Raw genomic sequence first — 16,405 nt, 5'->3', positions numbered from 1 at the left:
TCCTTCCATTCCTGCCTATTATACACGAGCTGAAGCCGCAATTAAAAAAGGCAGCCACGCAGCCGCCTTTTTTGCTTCTTTAAGTATCAACCGCCATTAATGCTGGCCGGGTTGTTCATCGCTGGCCCCGAACTGCAGATTAACTCCTTGATCCAAAGCGACCGCTGTCACTTGATAAGTTAACGTTTCAATTGTTTCGACTAACGGTCGGCTAAGCTTACCCAGTTCTTCTTGCGGCAATTCATTGGCTTCACCAAAGTAGTCCATCACCTGAACGATCTGGGTAATCTTCCCTGAGATTTCAAAACCGCTATTATCAGGAACAACGTCAAACGGGATCATCATTTCAAAAAGATTGCCTTTTTTCAGTTCTTCCTGTCTTTTGGGATCAGACCACTGAATCTGCCGCATCGCAACCTGTAAATCATTCTTAGCCGGGGTGTCTGATTTAACGAGATCATAATGAAATGATTCGACGGTAATTGGGTAACGTTTTGCTTCCATCTTCGCGCCTCCTAAAGGTAAGTTACTTCAGTTTATCATGTTGGTAAGTATGAACGGTTTCCAGTCCGGCAAACTGTTGCTGACGCAGCGCTTCATAAACCACCAGCGCCGCGCAGTTCGACAGGTTAAGTGCCCGGACATTTTCCGTCATTGGAATACGCAAGCACTGGTCGGCATGCTGCCGCATAAAACCCTCTGGCAATCCGGTGGTTTCTTTGCCGAACAAAAAGTAATGATCCACATCCGTATCGGTATAATCGCGATCTGAGTATGTCTGATCGGCAAACTTAGTGATGAGATACAGGTGCTGCGGATCCGCGACTGTGTCCATAAAATCATCCAGGCTGTCGTGATAAATAATCCGCACCTTCGCCCAATAGTCCAAGCCAGCTCGCCGTAAGTGCTTATCATCGGTTTCAAACCCCAACGGCTTAATCAGATGTAGGTAGCTATTGGTTGCGGCACAGGTCCGCGCAATATTGCCGGTATTTGCCGGAATCAGCGGTTCAAATAAAACTATGTGATTCGCCATGTTATCGTCCCTTCAACACAAGTGCTTTCAGTGTAGCACACTTGCAGCGCACAGTCCGTCCGTATCACCGCAACTTTGTGGTCAGCTCTCAATTGATTTTCGCTTTGGCATCTCAGACGTTTCATGACCCAAAGTGGCAAAACAACGAGAAGCTCTGAGCAAGGCCGTTTTTGGGCAACAAAAAAACGCATTGCTTCGGAGCGCACTCAGCGAAGCGATACGTTAGTGAAGTAATTTATCGCAAACTTTTATCAATTACCCAAAAGCTAGCCCTGATAAAAGCCCGAAATAAATAGCTTAAAAGAATATTAACACCGGCTACCCCCGTTTTCAACCCCTTTACTTGACAAGATGTGCAACGATTAACAGATCGACTTCAATGTGAATACTTGAAAGCGGATTCGCAAGCATCGCGCGGCGACGTTCAGCCGGTGCCTGCCAAGACAATGGCGTCATCGTCAACAAATCGGCAAACTGATCGGCTGCTAACGGAAAGTCATACGTAATCGGATGAATTTTTGCTTGAGGAAAAGTCGCCAAAAAGCGATCCAGCACCGGGCGATTGTCGTAAGTTGCCTTGGCGGTTCCGGCGTACAAACCGGTCCGAAGTTCCTTGAGGTACCCAGCGCGCGGAATAATTTTCAACAACTGACCGTTCGGCCGCAACACCCGGCGAAATTCTTGATAGTTGCCAGGCGAAAAAATATCGGTCACCGTGTCAAAAGCAGCATCGACAAATGGCAAATGGGCCAAATCAGCCACCGCAAATAAAGCCGGCGTCGCCAAGCTACCAGCTAAGTTAATCGCTGGCGCCGAGATATCAAAGCCCACGGCCACCTGCTGCTTTTGTTCCGCCAAATAAGCAGTCGGAGTGCCTTCCCCACAGCCAACATCCAGTAAGCGTTGATGAGGTTGCAAATGTGCTGCCATAGCATCCAAAAATGGCCTGAACAAGCCGGCCGCAAGCATTCGCCGTCTAGCTGCCAACATCGTCGCTGTATATTCGGTTGCGACTTGCTGGCTTAAAAAGTTCACGGTCCCTTTTCGACTAAAATCACGGACATGCCCCTGGGAACATACCAGCGAGTCCTTCTCAATCCGCATCGCGTTGCCGCAAACCGGACAGGCAAAAAGTGGCTCCTGCTGCGCGGCTAATTGAATTTTTGCTTCACGTTTTCGCATTATTTTCCCTTCTGTACATTACTGGCGCTTGTTGTAAACTAAAAGAAAAAAGCCAAGGAGCGTGCCATGCTTTCAATTTATCGCTTTGATGAGAAATCCGGCCAGCTGAATCCGCAATCGCGTATTCGCCCCGGCGTCTGGATTAATGCTGTCAATCCCACACCGGAAGAGCGTCAGCAACTTCAGGATAAAGCCAACCTTTCAGAGGCTTTCCTACTGTACGGACTTGATCCCGATGAAGGTGCCCGTTACGAATTTGATGAGGACAATGACAGCCACCTATTTATTTTTGATATGCCCACCGTCACGCGGGATGCACGCAAAAAAGTCGTTTACAAAACGGGCCCGCTAGCCATCATTATCACCAATATCGCGGTGATCACGATCAATGAAGAGCCTATTCCGCTGCTAAGCCTTTTTTCTGAAGGCAAGATCAGTAACTTTAACCCTGAACACCAAAGCCGTTCCGTGATTCAAATTCTTTATCAAATTTCCATTAGTTACCTGACTTATCTGCGCGACCTAAACAAAGCTCGCGAAGCCATTGAAAGTAAACTTCAACATAACCTGCGTAACGAAGAACTTTATGGGTTGATGGGCATCCAACGTTCCCTGGTTTACTTCATGATGAGTCTTCGGACGGATCGTAATGTTTTGGAACAACTCAAACGAACCAATCCGTTAAATCTCAACGAAGACGATCAGGATTCTTTAGAAGATACCCTTATCGAAAATCAGCAGGCAGTTGAGATGGCGCAAATCAGCAATTCCATCATCAATGAAACCGCTGATACCTACTCGTCAATTATCAACAATAACATGAACGGTGTCATGAAGTTTTTAACTTCCTACTCGATTCTACTGACAATTCCGACGCTGGTCTTCTCTTTTTATGGTATGAACGTCCATTTACCGCTGGCAGATATGAAAGTCAGTTGGATCATCACTATTGCCATCTCCATCGCGCTCGCCGTTGTCCTGGCCTTTCAATTTTGGCGCAACAAGTACTTTTGAGCGCGTCCTACCCAGCCGGAATCACCGGCTTTTCTTTTTCTCTAGGTAAAATCCGAACATTAAAAAGAAAATGACCTATTTTGATTGACTTTTACATTTGATTCGCGTATCTTAGCACTTGGTGTTTTGAATAACGCCAAAAATGCTTAACAATGTTCGGCTTTTGCGAAAGGATGAATCCGATGAACAACGGCATGCAGATTTTTGATTATGAAGACATTCAAATGATTCCCAACAAATGTGTGGTGCGCTCACGCAAAGAGGTTGATACCAGTGTGAAATTCGGCCCACACACCTTTAAGATTCCGGTTGTTCCTGCCAATATGCAGACCATCATTGATGAACCTTTGGCGATCTGGCTGGCCGAACACGATTACTTCTATATTATGCACCGGTTTCAACCGGAACGGCGCATGGATTTTGTCCGTGACATGAAGAAGCGCGGCCTGATTGCTTCAATCAGTGTCGGCGTCAAAGATGAAGAATTTGATTTTATCGAAGCACTGGCAGCTAATGAATTGAGCCCGGACTATATCACCATCGATATTGCCCATGGTCATGCGCAAATTGTGATTGACATGATTCAACATATCAAACACTACCTACCAAATGCTTTTGTGATTGCTGGCAACGTGGGTACGCCCGAAGCTGTCCGCGAACTCGAAAACGCCGGCGCCGATGCAACTAAAGTCGGGATTGGCCCCGGTAAAGTCTGCATCACCAAATTAAAGACCGGTTTCGGGACCGGTGGCTGGCAGCTGGCTGCCGTTCGCTGGTGCGCAAAAGCCGCCCGTAAACCGATCATTGCTGACGGCGGCATCCGCAATAATGGCGACATTGCCAAGTCCATTCGGTTTGGTGCGACCATGTGCATGATCGGCTCCTTGTTTGCCGGCCATGAGGAAACACCGGGCAAACACGTCACGATTGATGGCAAAGAATACCAGGAATATTACGGTTCCGCATCGGAATATCAAAAAGGTACCCACCACAACGTTGAAGGTAAGAAGATTCTTTTGCCAGTGAAGGGTAAGATTGGCGACACGTTAAAAGAAATGCAGGAAGATCTGCAGTCTGCTGTTTCCTATGCTGGTGGCCGCGACCTTGAAGCCTTAACCAAAGTTGATTACGTCATCGTTAAAAATTCAATTTTTAATGGTGATCAATACTAAAAAGCTTACCTTTTGTAAGTATTGCGAGTCGACTGCGGCTGTGCTATGCTAAGTGGGTTGAACTGTTCGAATATAACCGTTAAAAAACAAACCACAAACAAGGAGTGATAGCATACATGGCTAAAAAGTCAAAGATTGCCAAGGAAAAAAAGATTGAAGCGACGATTGCCAAATACGCACCGCTGCGTGCCAAGTATAAGGCTGAGCACAATTATGCTGCGTTACAGGCGTTACCGCGTAATGCGTCCCCTGTTCGTGCCCATAGTCGTGATGAGCTTGATGGTCGGCCACATGCTTACATGCGTAAATTCAAGATGTCGCGCTTGAACTTCCGTGATTTGGCCCATAAAGGTCAGATCCCCGGCGTTCGCAAGGCATCTTGGTAAAAAAAGACACCTAGCTGGCTTGTCCTCCAAATCTTGGCGGAGCAAGCCATGCTAGGTGTTTTTTTATGGGTGCGTTATGGAAACCGCTACTTCAGCTCGTTCTGTGTTTCGTACAGCAAGGTCGTGCCAACTTTAAAGATCGGCCGGTGCGTAGGCTTGAGATAAATCGCGTTTTGCATTGGCTTGTCTGCAGGTACATCCTGAAACAATAAGGTCACGTGCCCGATTGCTTTCAGATTGCTAATCGCCAGTTGCCCAACGTAGGTCATCGTAAAGGTTGTCTCGTCAATCGTTATCCGATCGCCTGCTTGAATCGAGAACTGCGCAAGTGATGTGGGATCAGCAAATTGCTGAATCACCGCTACGTCACGTAATGCGTCCGTTGCTTGCGGTCCAAACAAAATAATCATGGGATCCTTGGAACTCAATGCATCCTTGCCAATTGCCGTTACTGTTGCCTTAAATTGCATGTTAAAGCCTCCGATTGTTGTTGAGCGCGAACCGGCTCGTTAAGCCAGTCACGGTAAATAACCATAAAATTTTATGCGTTCTTGAAGTGTAAAATAATTACTTTGGCATCCTGGAAAAAGCAACGCTTATCAACCAAGTTCGCTAACTAGAACTTGCTGCCACGCCCGGTCGTCCGCTATTTCCAATCAGGTCACGCTTTATATCATAGCATAAGCAAAGTCAAAACATGCTATACTCAACATAAATTCGAAAGGAGCAATCGGTTCATGAAGCAAAGACTCTTATTAGGCGGTTATACGCGCCATGGCGGTGCCGGTATTTACGCAGGTACTTTTGACGATACTCAGGGACAATTGGCTGCGCCTACCCCACTGATTTCCGATTTAGGCTCACCGACCTACTTAGCTGTATCCGATGACAATATTTTATATGCCATCGATGCAGAAGGTGATGAAGGCGGGGTTGCCAGCTATGATCTGAATACTAATCCTCCCCGCTTGATCAACCGGGTTTTAGCGCCCGGCTCATCACCCGCCCATGTTTCCATCGATGAAAATCGTCAGCTCGTTTATGCCAGTAACTACCACGAAGGCCGCATCAATGTTTATAAAATCAACCGCGACCACAGTCTAACGGCAACGGATGAGGTCGTTCATTCAGGCAACGGCCCCCGTCCGGAACAGGACAGTGCGCACGTCCACTTTGCGGCAGTCACACCGGATTTTCAGCGACTCGCAGTTGTAGATCTTGGTAACGACACCTTGACGACCTATGCCGTTAGCGATGCCGGCAAACTCAGCGATCCCGTCGTCTTCCATACCGAACCCGGATTTGGCCCGCGGCATATTGCCTTTAATCACAATCAGCCAATCGCCTATCTGCTTGGTGAGTTATCCAGCAAAGTCAGTGTTTTAAGCTACGACGCCGCTACCGGCAGCTTTGAGCTTATTACAACATTGCCAACCATCCCGACCGACTATACCGACCACAATGGTGCCGCCGCGATCCGCCTCAGCAGTGACCAACGTTTTCTTTACGTCTCTAACCGCGGTTTCAACAGCTTAACGGTCTTTGCTGTCAGCCCCGACGGCCGCAATTTGACGCAGTTGCAGCAAATCAGCACAGCTGGCGACTTTCCACGCGACTTCAATTTTGATTTGACTGAACATTACATTTTGGCCGTCAATCAAAATACCAGCAACGGAACCTTATACAGCCGCGATCCGAAAACCGGTACACTCACGGAACAGCAACGCGACATCCCGACACCGGAAGCCGTCAATGTCTTGTTCTTAGCGGATAAGTAACTGAGTTTTTAACTCGCGTGGAACCTGCTTAATTACCACATATGATGAAATCGGTCAGCAAATGCTGTCCGATTTTTTTGACGACATCCCCCGTACCCGTCTTCGACCATCACAACCACCACTGCCACCGGATTCTCTAAGATCCCAATAAATTGCGGCTTCAATGTGGCAAGCGGGCTAAAACCTTGTATACTGTTAACATTGAGAATTGGAGGGTTATTATGTTTGATATTATTAAAGCCGTGATTATCGGCATCGTCGAAGGGCTGACGGAATTTCTCCCGATAAGTTCCACCGGCCACATTGACCTGGTTGATCAGGTCGTTAAGTTGTCTCAGGGACGCGAATTCATGAACATGTTTGAATACGTCATTCAGTTCGGTGCAATTTTAGCCGTCATTTTATTATATTTCAATAAGCTGAATCCATTTTCCAAGCCAACCGTTAAGGAACAAAACGCAACCTGGCAGTTATGGGCAAAAGTCATCATTGCGGTTTTGCCTTCCGTCGTCGTTGGCCTGCCGCTCAACGATTGGATGGATAAACATTTACATACACCACTTGTCGTTGCCACTACTTTAATCGTCTACGGGGTTTTGTTCATCATCGTTGAAAACTACCTCAAAAATAAACCGTCACACATCACGACATTGGCTGACATCACTTACCAAACAGCGCTGTTGATCGGTCTTTTCCAGGTTCTGTCAATTGTCCCTGGCACTTCCCGCTCCGGTGCAACGATCCTGGGGGCCTTATTAATCGGTACATCCCGTTATGTTGCGACCGAGTTCTCTTTCTTCTTGGCGATTCCGACCATGGTTGGGGTGTCGATTCTAAAAATCGGCAAGTACTTGCTACAAGGCAACGGCTTCACCGGTGAGCAGTGGATGGTCTTGTTAACCGGCTCCGTCGTTTCATTCCTGGTTGCCATCGTCGCCATCAAGTGGCTGCTTAAATTCGTCCAGACACATGACTTTAAACCCTTTGGCTGGTACCGAATCGCGCTCGGTGCTATCGTGTTGCTTGTGATGTTCCTTTAATTATGCCATAGGAGGATGTTATGTTACGAGAAGTTGCTGTTGAAAATTATACGCATATTCCCCAAGCCTTAGCTGCCGGTGCCGATCGCATCGAACTTAACGATAATCTGGCGGTGGGCGGCACAACGGTTTCGAAAGGCGTTATGGCGGAAAGTGCAAAATATGTTCACGAACATGGTCGCAGCCTTGTGACCATGATTCGGCCACGGGGCGGAAACTTTGTCTACAATGACACCGAATTAAAAATAATGGAGGCCGACTTGTTTGAAGCCCAGGCTCTCGGTGTTGACGGCGTTGCTTTTGGCGCCTTAACCGCAGATGGCCTGATCGACGAAGACGCGATGACCAGTCTGATTGCTGCGAGTGCCGGCATGAGTGTGGTTTTCCATATGGCCTTTGATGCTATCCCCGAAGACCAGCAACCGGCCGCTATCGACTGGCTGGCGGCCCATCATGTTGACCGCATCTTAACGCATGGCGGACCGCTCACGACCCCAATCGAGTCCACTCTGCCCCATTTACAAACGCTGATCGCTCACGCCGCGGATCAAATCACGATTCTTCCCGGCGGCGGGATCACCAGTCAAAACGCCGCGGCGATTGCTGACAAGTTAGGCGTCAAAGAATTGCACGGTACTAAGTTGATTCAATTTTAAACCAAACCCGATCGCTTCTCACCTGTGCTAGACGCGATTGAATAAGGCTACACCAAAATCGGTTCTCGGAACAAAAGGCCCACCAACACGCCTTTCGTCTCGGAACCGATTTTTTGATACATTGATAAACTGCTTCGAACTAGCTCAAACCGGTTTTTCTTTTTAGATAACGCGCGGTATGATACTAGAGGGAAAAATGAAACGAGGGTTACGCATGATGCGAAAATTTTTTATCGGTATAATAGCGTTTTTCGGCCTTTTGACCTTATCCGGCTGCCAGAAAAAGGCCCAACCAACTTACCTCAAAACGCCATATACCCAAAACGAATTTGTGATGGGTACGACTTGTACCTTGACGATTTATGATAAAGGCAAAAAATCGGCGCTCAAAGATGGTTTTGACATGATCCACCATGTTGACGATGAAGCGACGCTGACACGCGGTGGTTCGGTGCTTGATAAAATCAATGACAATGCCGGCATTAAACCGGTCAAAGTGCCAAAAGACTTCATGCCGCTATTGGAGAAAGCTTATTACTTTTCCAAAAACTCAAATGGCAGTTTTGATATGGCGATCGGTGCGGTCACGAATCTGTGGCAAATCGGCTTACCAGGGGCGCGGGTACCGGCACAAAGCGAGATCGACCAAGCATTACCGCTGGTTAACTGGCGCGATGTCAAGCTTGATTCAAAGAACAACACCGCCTATCTCACCAAAAAAGGTATGCGCCTTGATTTCGGCGGCATTGCTAAAGGCTGGGTGGCTGATAAAGTCCGCGAAGTGTTACGCAAAGATGGCGTCACCGCGGCCATTATCGATCTTGGCGGTAACGTGGTTGTCATGGGCCACTCGCCACTGGGTGCCAAACGCGACTGGCATGTAGGCATCCAGGATCCGACTGCCGCGCGCGGCACCGCTGTTGGCACCATTCCGGAAAGTGATGAATCGATCGTCACTGCCGGTACCTACGAGCAATATCTGATTTCCCACGGCCATAAATACATTTACCTTTTTGATCCCAAAACCGGTTATCCTTATGACAATAATCTAGCTTCAGTCACCATTGTTTCCAAAAAAAGCGTGGATGGCGATGCGCTGTCAAACGCCGCTTTTGACAAGGGACTCAAAGATGGCTTGCAATATATGAATGCTAAAAACGATCAGCACATTCAAGCCATCTTCATTACCAACGACAAAAAGATCTACTTAACAAACGGACTCAAGAAACAATTTAAATTTGATGCTGATTCAGGTTACCACAAAGGTAATTTCTAAAGCTTCGCGCTAAATACAAATACGTCCAAAGTCGATGACCGTTTAAAGCCGGCTTTGGGCGTATTTATATACAAAAATAGATGAATTTATTAATTGGAAATGTGTAAAATTTTCCCACTCATCCTCGCAGTGATAACTGCAAACGCTCAGCCAGCCCCGCCATATCCTTTGGCAATGGCGCCCGCAAATCCAGCCATTGCTTTTTCAGCGGCTGCCAAAAATGCAGATGGGCACAATGCAACGCCTGCCGTTCAAAGCTGACGCGTTGCCGGCTGTACAAATCGTCCCCGAACAACACGTGCCCGATCGCCGCAAAATGCACCCGAATCTGGTGCGTCCGGCCGGTGTGCAGCGTGACCAACACCGCCGCTGCCTGCGAATTCTGCGCCAGCGTTCGATATTCGGTCGCGGATGGCTTGCCAGTCGTGCTCACGATTCGCCGCATATAAAAGCCTTGACTCACCCCAATCGGCAACACGATCCACCCATGGGCAGGCAACGGCGACTTAGCGGTGACAATTGCCACGTATTGCTTCAGGAACCCCTCACTATGCAGTTGTCGATCCAGCAGACTATGCGCCAGACTGTGCTTGGCAAATACCATTAAACCACTGGTATCGCGATCTAACCTAGTGACAACGTGGACCGCCTGACTTTCCGCATGGGTTTTAATCAAATACGCCTTGATCATATTGGCCATACTGTCATTCTTGCGACCAATCGCTGGAATCGACGCCACGCCGGCTGGTTTGTTGACGACTAGATAATCATCATCCTCATAACAAATTGTCAGATCATGCGGGTACGGAACAACACTGTCTGCCGCTTGCTCGGGAGCGGTTTGAACCAGGATTCGGTCGCCTGTGCGAATCCCATACGCGGTATTGCGTTGCCGTTTATTGACAAAAATAAAACCGCCTTGATAGTGGAGCTTTTTGAGTTGGGCACGGGAAAAGCCCTGTTGTCTTAAAAAAGCCCCCAACTTAAGCGGTGGCCCTTCGTAATGCCATTCAAAACGCATTAATGTTTCGCTCCAATAAAAGCATCTTCGACCCGATCCCAAAAATGCATGTGCCGATAACGGGCAAAATGAATCCGCTCTTTGGCAATCTTATAACGAATCTGTTTGATCGTTGGCGGATTGATGACGAACTGATCGACTGTCATCACATAATCATCCCGACCAGTTGGCTCCAGCGTCACCCATTCATCAGGCGCCGTAATGATCGGTGAGCTGAGCGTTCGAAACACCCGATTATTAATCGACGCAATTTCGGTTACCTGAAGCGCGTCCAACCGCGGATGCATGACGGCACCGCCGTTTGATTTGCTGTAAGCTGTCGAACCGGTCGGTGTGGAAACACACAAGCCATCGCCTCGAAAGCTCTCGAAGAAATCGCCTTTAATATAAACTTCTGTCCGCATCGTACCGTTTAATCGCTTCAAAGTTGATTCATTAAGCGCCAAATAATGGGCACTCGTAGCATCCGCATACATGGCACGAACATCCAAAAGCGGATAGCTCACGCTTTGCCCGGAATCTTCTTTTAAGGCAATGACAAGATCTTCAATTTCAAAATCACGCCAGTCCGTGTAAAATCCCAGATGACCGGTATGCACGCCAATAAAGCGAATGGTATCCAGTTGGTCAGCGTACCGATGAAAGGCCGACAACAACGTGCCATCACCGCCGATTGTGATGACAACATCGGGGTGCCGTTCATCCAGTTCAAAATGGCCGTTTTTTAACAGTTTAATTAACTTTTGGGCTGCCGTGATGGAGGCAGGTATGCTATTATGAAAAACCGTTACGCGCATCTTATTCATCCTTTTTACTGTCAGGCTTTTTTTCGTCAGTCGCATCGGGATACGGTTGTTGTCCCTTGCCATAAACAAATAAATGTTGAGCTTCCTGAATTTCTTCGCGAATATCGGACATTTCCTTGTCAAGCATGAAGGAAGCTTCCGCCGCTCGCTTAAGCCGGGCTTTTAGCGTGTCCGGAAACTCGCCATTGTATTTGTAATTCAGGCTATGCTCGATCGTTGCCCAAAAATTCATCGACATGGTGCGAATCTGGACCTCGGCTAGAATCTTTTTTTCGCCGTGAATCAGCTGCACCGGATACTCAATCACAACATGGTAGCTGCGATAGCCGGAAGGTTTCACATTGGTCACGTAATCCCGTTCTTCGACGATCTTCATATCTGTCCGTTGACGAAGCAGATCGACCACCTGATAAATGTCTTCCACAAATTGGCACATAATTCGCAGACCAGCAATGTCTTGCATATCCTGTTCCAAAAGCTCATCGCTAATGAACCGGCGACTCTGCTTCTCAATAATCGAACTGACCGGTTTAACCCGTCCCGTCACGAATTCAATGGGCGTATGCTCATTGGCCTGTTGAAATTGTTTACGCATGCCACGAAATTTAATCTTTAATTCCCCGACCGCTTGTTCATACGGCATTAAGAAACTGTCCCAGTCTCTTTGCATTACTGGCCCTCCCATACTAAACTACTAATAATGTGGTATGTGTTTTGTCAGTCAACAAGTCCAAGTTCAATCGGTTGACTTGCCAACAGCTAACGACAGCACTCACGACCACCATTCTATCATATTTTTGGCATGTAACCGGTGCCGTTGCGTTTGGAGGCAACCCATGGCTATTTCCCGCGAACAGGAATTTAAAACTTGTTTAACCAAAACCGCATTCCTGGCGATTTTGAATCATTTTGAGTTTGACCCGGCTTTTTCCCAAATGAACACCTATTATGACACAGCTGACGGCGCTGTCAAAGCGGCACGTCTTGGCTTGCGGATTCGCCAGTTTGCCGACCACGCCGAGCAAACGCTAAAAGTTCCCAACAACAGTCAACATCGCGATCTTCAGGAAATTACCGATCCGCTCACATCGATGGAAGCGCAAAATTTAATTGAGCGGGGTGAGCTTAAGCCCGGCCAGGTCACCCAAGCATTGGCAGCCCGCCACATTGACCCGGCAAGCGTCCATCCGCAAACACAAGCCAAAACAACCAGACGACTCGCACATCTGCCGGCTGGCTTGTTAACACTCGATCAGACCTTTTATATCGACCAAACTTCCGATTTTGAATTGGAAATGGAGTATCAAAACCTAGATGAAGCCAAAAAATTCTACGATAACTTGCTACAGAATTTTCACATAAAAAAACAACCTGTCATCAATAAAGTACAACGTGCATATGAGCATGTGCATGATTCACAAGCTAAATAATTGTTACTTGCGCGATTTCTGATAAAGTAAGTGTAGAAATTTGTTGCCAGCACATTGGAGGCCAAGACCGTGTTAGAAATTTTTCTTTTTTTCAATCCGATTGGCAGTATCTGTCTGAGTACCGAGCAGAAGCTGCTACACCAACTGGATAAATTCCAACAAGAGGTAAAAGTTCATTTTGTTCCGGTTCTCAATCTGGACATTATTGAACAATTCATGCAGTACGAACAATTAAACGTTCACAGCCTTGCCAAACGAAATCAGTTGTTGCGTGCCGCTTATAACCTTGCATTGGATTATAAAGCGGCCCAGTACCAAGGCAATAAGAAGGCGCGCATGTTGCTGTTGCGTTTACAACAACACGCGCCGCTGGTTCAGTATCAATACGATGCCGCCTTCGTTGCCAAAATGCTGACGAAATGTCATTTAGATCATGAAATGTTCTATGAAGATCGGCAGCGTACTGAAGTCAAAATGGGGTTTGACTCCGACCAGCGTACCGCCAATCAAATGGGCATTACGCAGACCCCTTCTCTTGTCATTGTGGACACGGATCGCGCCGTTGATGACGGTCATGCTGTTTTAATCGAGCAAATCAGTGATGCCGATCTCATTCCGCAACTTTGTGACCTCATCAGAACAGATCCGGCGCGATTCTTCACTGAACAACCGGAAAATATGGGCGGTCATTTCCGATTCTTTTAAACGCCTCTAACGTCGTCACCCACCTTCACGATTAAGCGACCTGGCTTGATAACTTGCGGGTTTCTTAGCTGATCGGTTTCATCTGGCAGCAAACAGTTTAGCTGAATAGTTCTATGGTGTACTTGGGACCTTGCGATCATGCAAGGTCCTTTTTATATGAGCGTGAGCCAGCCCGGTTAGAAGCCGGAGTGTAAGTGTCCTTGGGCGTGATGGCCCGGGTTTGGCCATTGCGACCAAGGTCCTTACGTAGGCTCCTACGCCAGCGAACGCGTTATGGCGTGCGTTAAGTCAGGCTAATTTTAGCCATCGTGCACAAAGACTTTAACCATTTAAATGCTGAACCACTCATCCGCAATCTTTTCCTGATAAGCGCGTTATGTTAGCCAGCTTCCGGTCAATATCCGCAAACCATTGTGGCAATTGCCGCCAACGATAACGTGAACCATCAAAACCGATGAGGCCAGCATCTTTAATCAGCGCCAGCCAATGCGTATCAAGCGCCCTAGCAAGCGTCCCGGCTGGTAACAAAGGCGTCCAGACATCTGGTAACGCGCTTACCCAGAAACGCCGGCTTTGCGCTGCTGTGAAGCTCCGACCTTCAAATGTCAGTAGCCACTGAATCCGCAACCGTAATTCCGGCACGCCAAAATGCTGCAGCGGATGCGGTTGGTTATGAACCACCCAGGGGGCACCTTGCAAATTATGCCGCCTTTCATATGCCAATGCTTGGAGACTCATCCATGGATGAGCGCGCTTCTGCAAGCTTAAAGCGATTTGTCTAGCCTGTCGATAGCCATCAACTGATTCGGACTGCCATTGTTGGCTTGGCGAGTGGTCATGCGCATAGTGCGTCCAAAGCCGACCTGTTTCTTTTAGCTGTAACCGCGACAAAGTTCCGATCTGTACGTTTAAGTACCACAACGTTAACCGATCATTTTCTAGCGTCAAGAATTTGCGGGCTTGTCTTTTCCCTTGTGAATCGTGGTACCGACGTCCTAAGATCCAACTCACTTGCCAGCCACGGCGATGATACATCGTCGTCCGTTTCTTTAAGTCAGGAATACTCAACGGACTCGCCTGAAATTCCAACACTTTAGGTGGTTGTTGGTGAATCAGAATATCGGCACGCTGGCGGATCGCGGCATCATAGTATTCCAGTGTTGCCGATCGCTCATGCTGACGCAGCCAGGTTGCCAACCAGCTTTTCCCGGCCAGATGTTCGGCACTTTCCGGTTCGCCTTCACCAACTGGGCGGTGGCGATGAGCAAAGTGTGCCGGCAGTACGACCCCATTTTTGATGAACACCCGCTGTTGGCAAAGTGGGCAATGAAAACGACCGCCAGCCAATTGACGCGCCTGCTGATGACTGGTTAATGTGATGCGGCGATTGTTCTCGTCTAACGCTACAAACATCATTTTCACCTCGTCTACAGATTACGCCAACAATCAAAAATGCCTTGTCCCTCCGCTAATCATCGGTTGGACAAGGCATTTCGGTTACGAGCTATTGAATTAGACACTTTTTGCAAAGTTAAAATGGACACCCAAATTAATTTTTAAAACTGTGAATTGGCGCCGGGATCCGCCCGCCGCGGTTGATAAACTGAGTGGCATCACCGTTATTGACTGCCATGATCGGAGCCGTACCGAAAAGCCCGCCGAATTCTACCTGCTCACCCACGTGTTTGCCTGGCACGGGAATGACGCGGACGGCCGTGGTTTTATTATTGATCATGCCAATCGCTGCCTCATCGGCAATCATGCCGCTAATCGTGGTATCCGGTGTATCACCCGGAACTGCCACCATATCCAGTCCGACCGAGCAAACAGCCGTCATTGCTTCCAACTTTTCCAAACCGATCTGGCCGTTAGCTGCGGCCGTAATCATGTTTGCGTCCTCGGATACCGGAATAAAGGCGCCTGACAAACCGCCGACCCGTTCTGCTGCCATAATGCCGCCTTTTTTCACGGCATCATTAAGCAAAGCAAGCGCCGCCGTTGTTCCCGGTGTGCCAACATGGCTGAGGCCCATCGTCTCTAAAATCTGGGCCACCGAATCGCCTTTGGCCGGGGTTGGTGCGAGACTCAGGTCAACGATATTAAACGGTACTTTTAGCCGCTCAGCCGCCACTTTGCCCACAAACTGACCCATTCGTGACACTTTAAACGCGGTCTGTTTAATGGTTTCACACACGCCTTCAAAACTGGCGCGCGGTTCAGCGGCTAACGCTCGTTGCACGACCCCGGGACCGGAAACGCCGGTATTAATCGCTACATCACCTTCAGAAACACCCCAAAAGGCGCCGGCCATAAACGGATTATCTTCAACGGCATTACAGAAGATCACCAGTTTCATTGCATTCTGTGGCTTACGAGCGGCGACCTGTTTGACCACCGTACCCATTAGCTTCACGGCATCCATGTTCAAGCCACTGCGAGTGCTGCCAATATTGACCGAGGCACAAACCCGCTCGGTCGTTGCCAATACTTCAGGCAAACTTTTCATCAAGGCAATTTCCGCATCCGTGCTGCCATTTTGAACCAAAGCCGAATAGCCGCCGATTAAGTCAACACCCAGATCCTTCGCTGCCCGGTCCATTGCCTTGGCAACCGGACGAAAATCCAACGTTGGGTCAGCACCTGCCAATAGACTGACCGGTGTCACGCTGATACGTTTATTGACAATCGGAATGCCGTACTCATCACTAATGGCCTCTGCAACCGGAACAAGTTTGGCGGCTTTGCGCATGATTTTGGCATAAACGTGATCGGCTGTTGTCTGTAAATCGCCGGTCACACAATCCAGCAAGGAAATTCCCATCGTGATGGTGCGGATATCCAGGTTTTCCTCGCTGATCATTTCAATTGTTTCTTTAATCTGTTGCGTTTCCATGACTACTCCC

Annotated in this window: 18 protein-coding genes; 9 read left to right on the top strand and 9 right to left on the bottom strand. The window is 48.2% G+C overall.

All coding sequences use genetic code 11. The features are described 5' to 3' along the window. Nucleotides 1-96: 96 nt before the first annotated feature. From LHUE1_RS09860 to LHUE1_RS09850, 3 genes are all read right to left on the bottom strand, one after another. A complete protein-coding gene (locus tag LHUE1_RS09860) occupies nt 97-504 on the bottom strand; it encodes a DUF1149 family protein (protein ID WP_010489470.1) in 408 nt (135 codons plus the stop codon). A 22-nt stretch (nt 505-526) separates the two neighbouring features. After that, complete coding sequence (gene trmL / locus LHUE1_RS09855; RefSeq protein WP_049169083.1) at nt 527-1,036, bottom strand: tRNA (uridine(34)/cytosine(34)/5-carboxymethylaminomethyluridine(34)-2'-O)-methyltransferase TrmL; 510 nt, start codon at nt 1,034-1,036, stop codon at nt 527-529. Nucleotides 1,037-1,375: 339 nt separating this feature from the next. Further along, the gene (locus LHUE1_RS09850) at nt 1,376-2,218 is read right to left on the bottom strand and encodes a methyltransferase domain-containing protein (protein WP_213291557.1); all 843 of its coding nucleotides are present in this window, start codon (nt 2,216-2,218) and stop codon (nt 1,376-1,378) included. 66 nt (nt 2,219-2,284) lie between these two features. On the opposite strand from LHUE1_RS09850, the gene LHUE1_RS09845 reads away from it, so the two are divergent. The 3 genes from LHUE1_RS09845 to rpsN all read left to right on the top strand — a co-directional run bounded on the left by LHUE1_RS09845 (nt 2,285) and on the right by rpsN (nt 4,790). Beyond that, nucleotides 2,285-3,232, top strand: coding sequence for a magnesium transporter CorA family protein (locus LHUE1_RS09845; protein ID WP_010489474.1), 948 nt, complete (start codon nt 2,285-2,287; stop codon nt 3,230-3,232). A gap of 194 nt (nt 3,233-3,426) precedes the next feature. Further along, nucleotides 3,427-4,404: a GMP reductase gene (locus tag LHUE1_RS09840; protein ID WP_032958395.1), complete on the top strand. Its 978-nt coding sequence runs from the start codon at nt 3,427-3,429 to the stop codon at nt 4,402-4,404. Between the two features lie 116 nt (nt 4,405-4,520). After that, the gene (gene rpsN, locus LHUE1_RS09835; protein WP_003564153.1) at nt 4,521-4,790 is read left to right on the top strand and encodes a 30S ribosomal protein S14; all 270 of its coding nucleotides are present in this window, start codon (nt 4,521-4,523) and stop codon (nt 4,788-4,790) included. Nucleotides 4,791-4,876: 86 nt separating this feature from the next. On the opposite strand, the gene LHUE1_RS09830 is transcribed toward rpsN, so the two are convergent. Further along, complete coding sequence (locus LHUE1_RS09830; RefSeq protein ID WP_049169086.1) at nt 4,877-5,260, bottom strand: PTS glucitol/sorbitol transporter subunit IIA; 384 nt, start codon at nt 5,258-5,260, stop codon at nt 4,877-4,879. A 267-nt stretch (nt 5,261-5,527) separates the two neighbouring features. Between LHUE1_RS09830 and LHUE1_RS09825 the strand changes: the two genes are divergently transcribed. The 4 genes from LHUE1_RS09825 to LHUE1_RS09810 all read left to right on the top strand — a co-directional run bounded on the left by LHUE1_RS09825 (nt 5,528) and on the right by LHUE1_RS09810 (nt 9,540). Next, nucleotides 5,528-6,568, top strand: a complete 1,041-nt coding sequence (locus tag LHUE1_RS09825; RefSeq protein ID WP_049169087.1) for a lactonase family protein — start codon at nt 5,528-5,530, stop codon at nt 6,566-6,568. A gap of 221 nt (nt 6,569-6,789) precedes the next feature. Next, entirely contained in the window at nt 6,790-7,608 is an 819-nt protein-coding gene (locus LHUE1_RS09820) for an undecaprenyl-diphosphate phosphatase (RefSeq protein ID WP_025012504.1), read from the top strand. Nucleotides 7,609-7,628: 20 nt separating this feature from the next. Beyond that, nucleotides 7,629-8,264 carry a copper homeostasis protein CutC gene (locus tag LHUE1_RS09815; RefSeq protein WP_213291558.1) on the top strand — a complete coding sequence of 212 codons (636 nt, stop codon included), beginning with the start codon at nt 7,629-7,631 and terminating at the stop codon, nt 8,262-8,264. A 217-nt stretch (nt 8,265-8,481) separates the two neighbouring features. After that, entirely contained in the window at nt 8,482-9,540 is a 1,059-nt protein-coding gene (locus tag LHUE1_RS09810; protein WP_049169110.1) for an FAD:protein FMN transferase, read from the top strand. A gap of 118 nt (nt 9,541-9,658) precedes the next feature. Here LHUE1_RS09810 and LHUE1_RS09805 read toward each other — a convergent pair whose 3' ends face one another. Genes LHUE1_RS09805 through LHUE1_RS09795 form a run of 3 tightly spaced genes read right to left on the bottom strand, consistent with a single transcriptional unit; the run spans nt 9,659 to nt 12,037 of the window. Beyond that, nucleotides 9,659-10,561, bottom strand: coding sequence for an RluA family pseudouridine synthase (locus LHUE1_RS09805; protein WP_277848348.1), 903 nt, complete (start codon nt 10,559-10,561; stop codon nt 9,659-9,661). Beyond that, on the bottom strand, nt 10,561-11,358 hold the full coding sequence (locus LHUE1_RS09800) for an NAD kinase (RefSeq protein ID WP_010489527.1): 798 nt from the start codon (nt 11,356-11,358) through the stop codon (nt 10,561-10,563). The genes LHUE1_RS09805 and LHUE1_RS09800 overlap by 1 nt, the downstream gene beginning before the upstream one ends. 1 nt (nt 11,359) lies before the next feature. Next, nucleotides 11,360-12,037 (bottom strand): GTP pyrophosphokinase, encoded by a 678-nt coding sequence (locus tag LHUE1_RS09795; protein WP_049169090.1) that lies wholly within the window; start codon nt 12,035-12,037, stop codon nt 11,360-11,362. Nucleotides 12,038-12,203: 166 nt separating this feature from the next. On the opposite strand from LHUE1_RS09795, the gene LHUE1_RS09790 reads away from it, so the two are divergent. Further along, on the top strand, nt 12,204-12,797 hold the full coding sequence (locus LHUE1_RS09790) for a CYTH domain-containing protein (RefSeq protein WP_049169091.1): 594 nt from the start codon (nt 12,204-12,206) through the stop codon (nt 12,795-12,797). A gap of 69 nt (nt 12,798-12,866) precedes the next feature. After that, entirely contained in the window at nt 12,867-13,502 is a 636-nt protein-coding gene (locus LHUE1_RS09785) for a DsbA family protein (RefSeq protein ID WP_025012499.1), read from the top strand. A 345-nt stretch (nt 13,503-13,847) separates the two neighbouring features. On the opposite strand, the gene LHUE1_RS09780 is transcribed toward LHUE1_RS09785, so the two are convergent. Together LHUE1_RS09780 and LHUE1_RS09775 are read right to left on the bottom strand one after the other, a co-directional pair. Further along, nucleotides 13,848-14,915, bottom strand: coding sequence for a competence protein CoiA (locus LHUE1_RS09780; RefSeq protein ID WP_049169092.1), 1,068 nt, complete (start codon nt 14,913-14,915; stop codon nt 13,848-13,850). Nucleotides 14,916-15,051: 136 nt separating this feature from the next. Further along, nucleotides 15,052-16,395 (bottom strand): PFL family protein, encoded by a 1,344-nt coding sequence (locus LHUE1_RS09775; protein ID WP_213291559.1) that lies wholly within the window; start codon nt 16,393-16,395, stop codon nt 15,052-15,054. Nucleotides 16,396-16,405 lie beyond the last annotated feature (10 nt).

The organism is Lacticaseibacillus huelsenbergensis (genome assembly GCF_029726355.1).
Lineage (GTDB): Bacteria > Bacillota > Bacilli > Lactobacillales > Lactobacillaceae > Lacticaseibacillus > Lacticaseibacillus casei.
The sequence above is the reverse complement of the archived record's forward strand: the minus strand, read 5'-3'. Positions and strand labels throughout refer to the sequence as shown.

Bases quoted from the DNA above. Each gene is read 5' to 3' on its own strand.
- LHUE1_RS09840 (WP_032958395.1), top strand. From the start codon at position 3,427: ATGCAGATTTTTGATTATGAAGACATTCAAATGATTCCCAACAAATGT.
- LHUE1_RS09850 (WP_213291557.1), bottom strand. From the start codon at position 2,218: ATGCGAAAACGTGAAGCAAAAATTCAATTAGCCGCGCAGCAGGAGCCA.
- LHUE1_RS09860 (WP_010489470.1), bottom strand. From the start codon at position 504: ATGGAAGCAAAACGTTACCCAATTACCGTCGAATCATTTCATTATGAT.
- LHUE1_RS09805 (WP_277848348.1), bottom strand. From the start codon at position 10,561: ATGCGTTTTGAATGGCATTACGAAGGGCCACCGCTTAAGTTGGGGGCT.
- LHUE1_RS09830 (WP_049169086.1), bottom strand. From the start codon at position 5,260: ATGCAATTTAAGGCAACAGTAACGGCAATTGGCAAGGATGCATTGAGT.
- LHUE1_RS09810 (WP_049169110.1), top strand. From the start codon at position 8,482: ATGCGAAAATTTTTTATCGGTATAATAGCGTTTTTCGGCCTTTTGACC.
- rpsN (WP_003564153.1), top strand. From the start codon at position 4,521: ATGGCTAAAAAGTCAAAGATTGCCAAGGAAAAAAAGATTGAAGCGACG.
- LHUE1_RS09795 (WP_049169090.1), bottom strand. From the start codon at position 12,037: ATGCAAAGAGACTGGGACAGTTTCTTAATGCCGTATGAACAAGCGGTC.
- LHUE1_RS09790 (WP_049169091.1), top strand. From the start codon at position 12,204: ATGGCTATTTCCCGCGAACAGGAATTTAAAACTTGTTTAACCAAAACC.
- LHUE1_RS09815 (WP_213291558.1), top strand. From the start codon at position 7,629: ATGTTACGAGAAGTTGCTGTTGAAAATTATACGCATATTCCCCAAGCC.
- LHUE1_RS09780 (WP_049169092.1), bottom strand. From the start codon at position 14,915: ATGTTTGTAGCGTTAGACGAGAACAATCGCCGCATCACATTAACCAGT.
- LHUE1_RS09825 (WP_049169087.1), top strand. From the start codon at position 5,528: ATGAAGCAAAGACTCTTATTAGGCGGTTATACGCGCCATGGCGGTGCC.
- LHUE1_RS09775 (WP_213291559.1), bottom strand. From the start codon at position 16,395: ATGGAAACGCAACAGATTAAAGAAACAATTGAAATGATCAGCGAGGAA.
- trmL (WP_049169083.1), bottom strand. From the start codon at position 1,036: ATGGCGAATCACATAGTTTTATTTGAACCGCTGATTCCGGCAAATACC.
- LHUE1_RS09845 (WP_010489474.1), top strand. From the start codon at position 2,285: ATGCTTTCAATTTATCGCTTTGATGAGAAATCCGGCCAGCTGAATCCG.
- LHUE1_RS09820 (WP_025012504.1), top strand. From the start codon at position 6,790: ATGTTTGATATTATTAAAGCCGTGATTATCGGCATCGTCGAAGGGCTG.
- LHUE1_RS09800 (WP_010489527.1), bottom strand. From the start codon at position 11,358: ATGCGCGTAACGGTTTTTCATAATAGCATACCTGCCTCCATCACGGCA.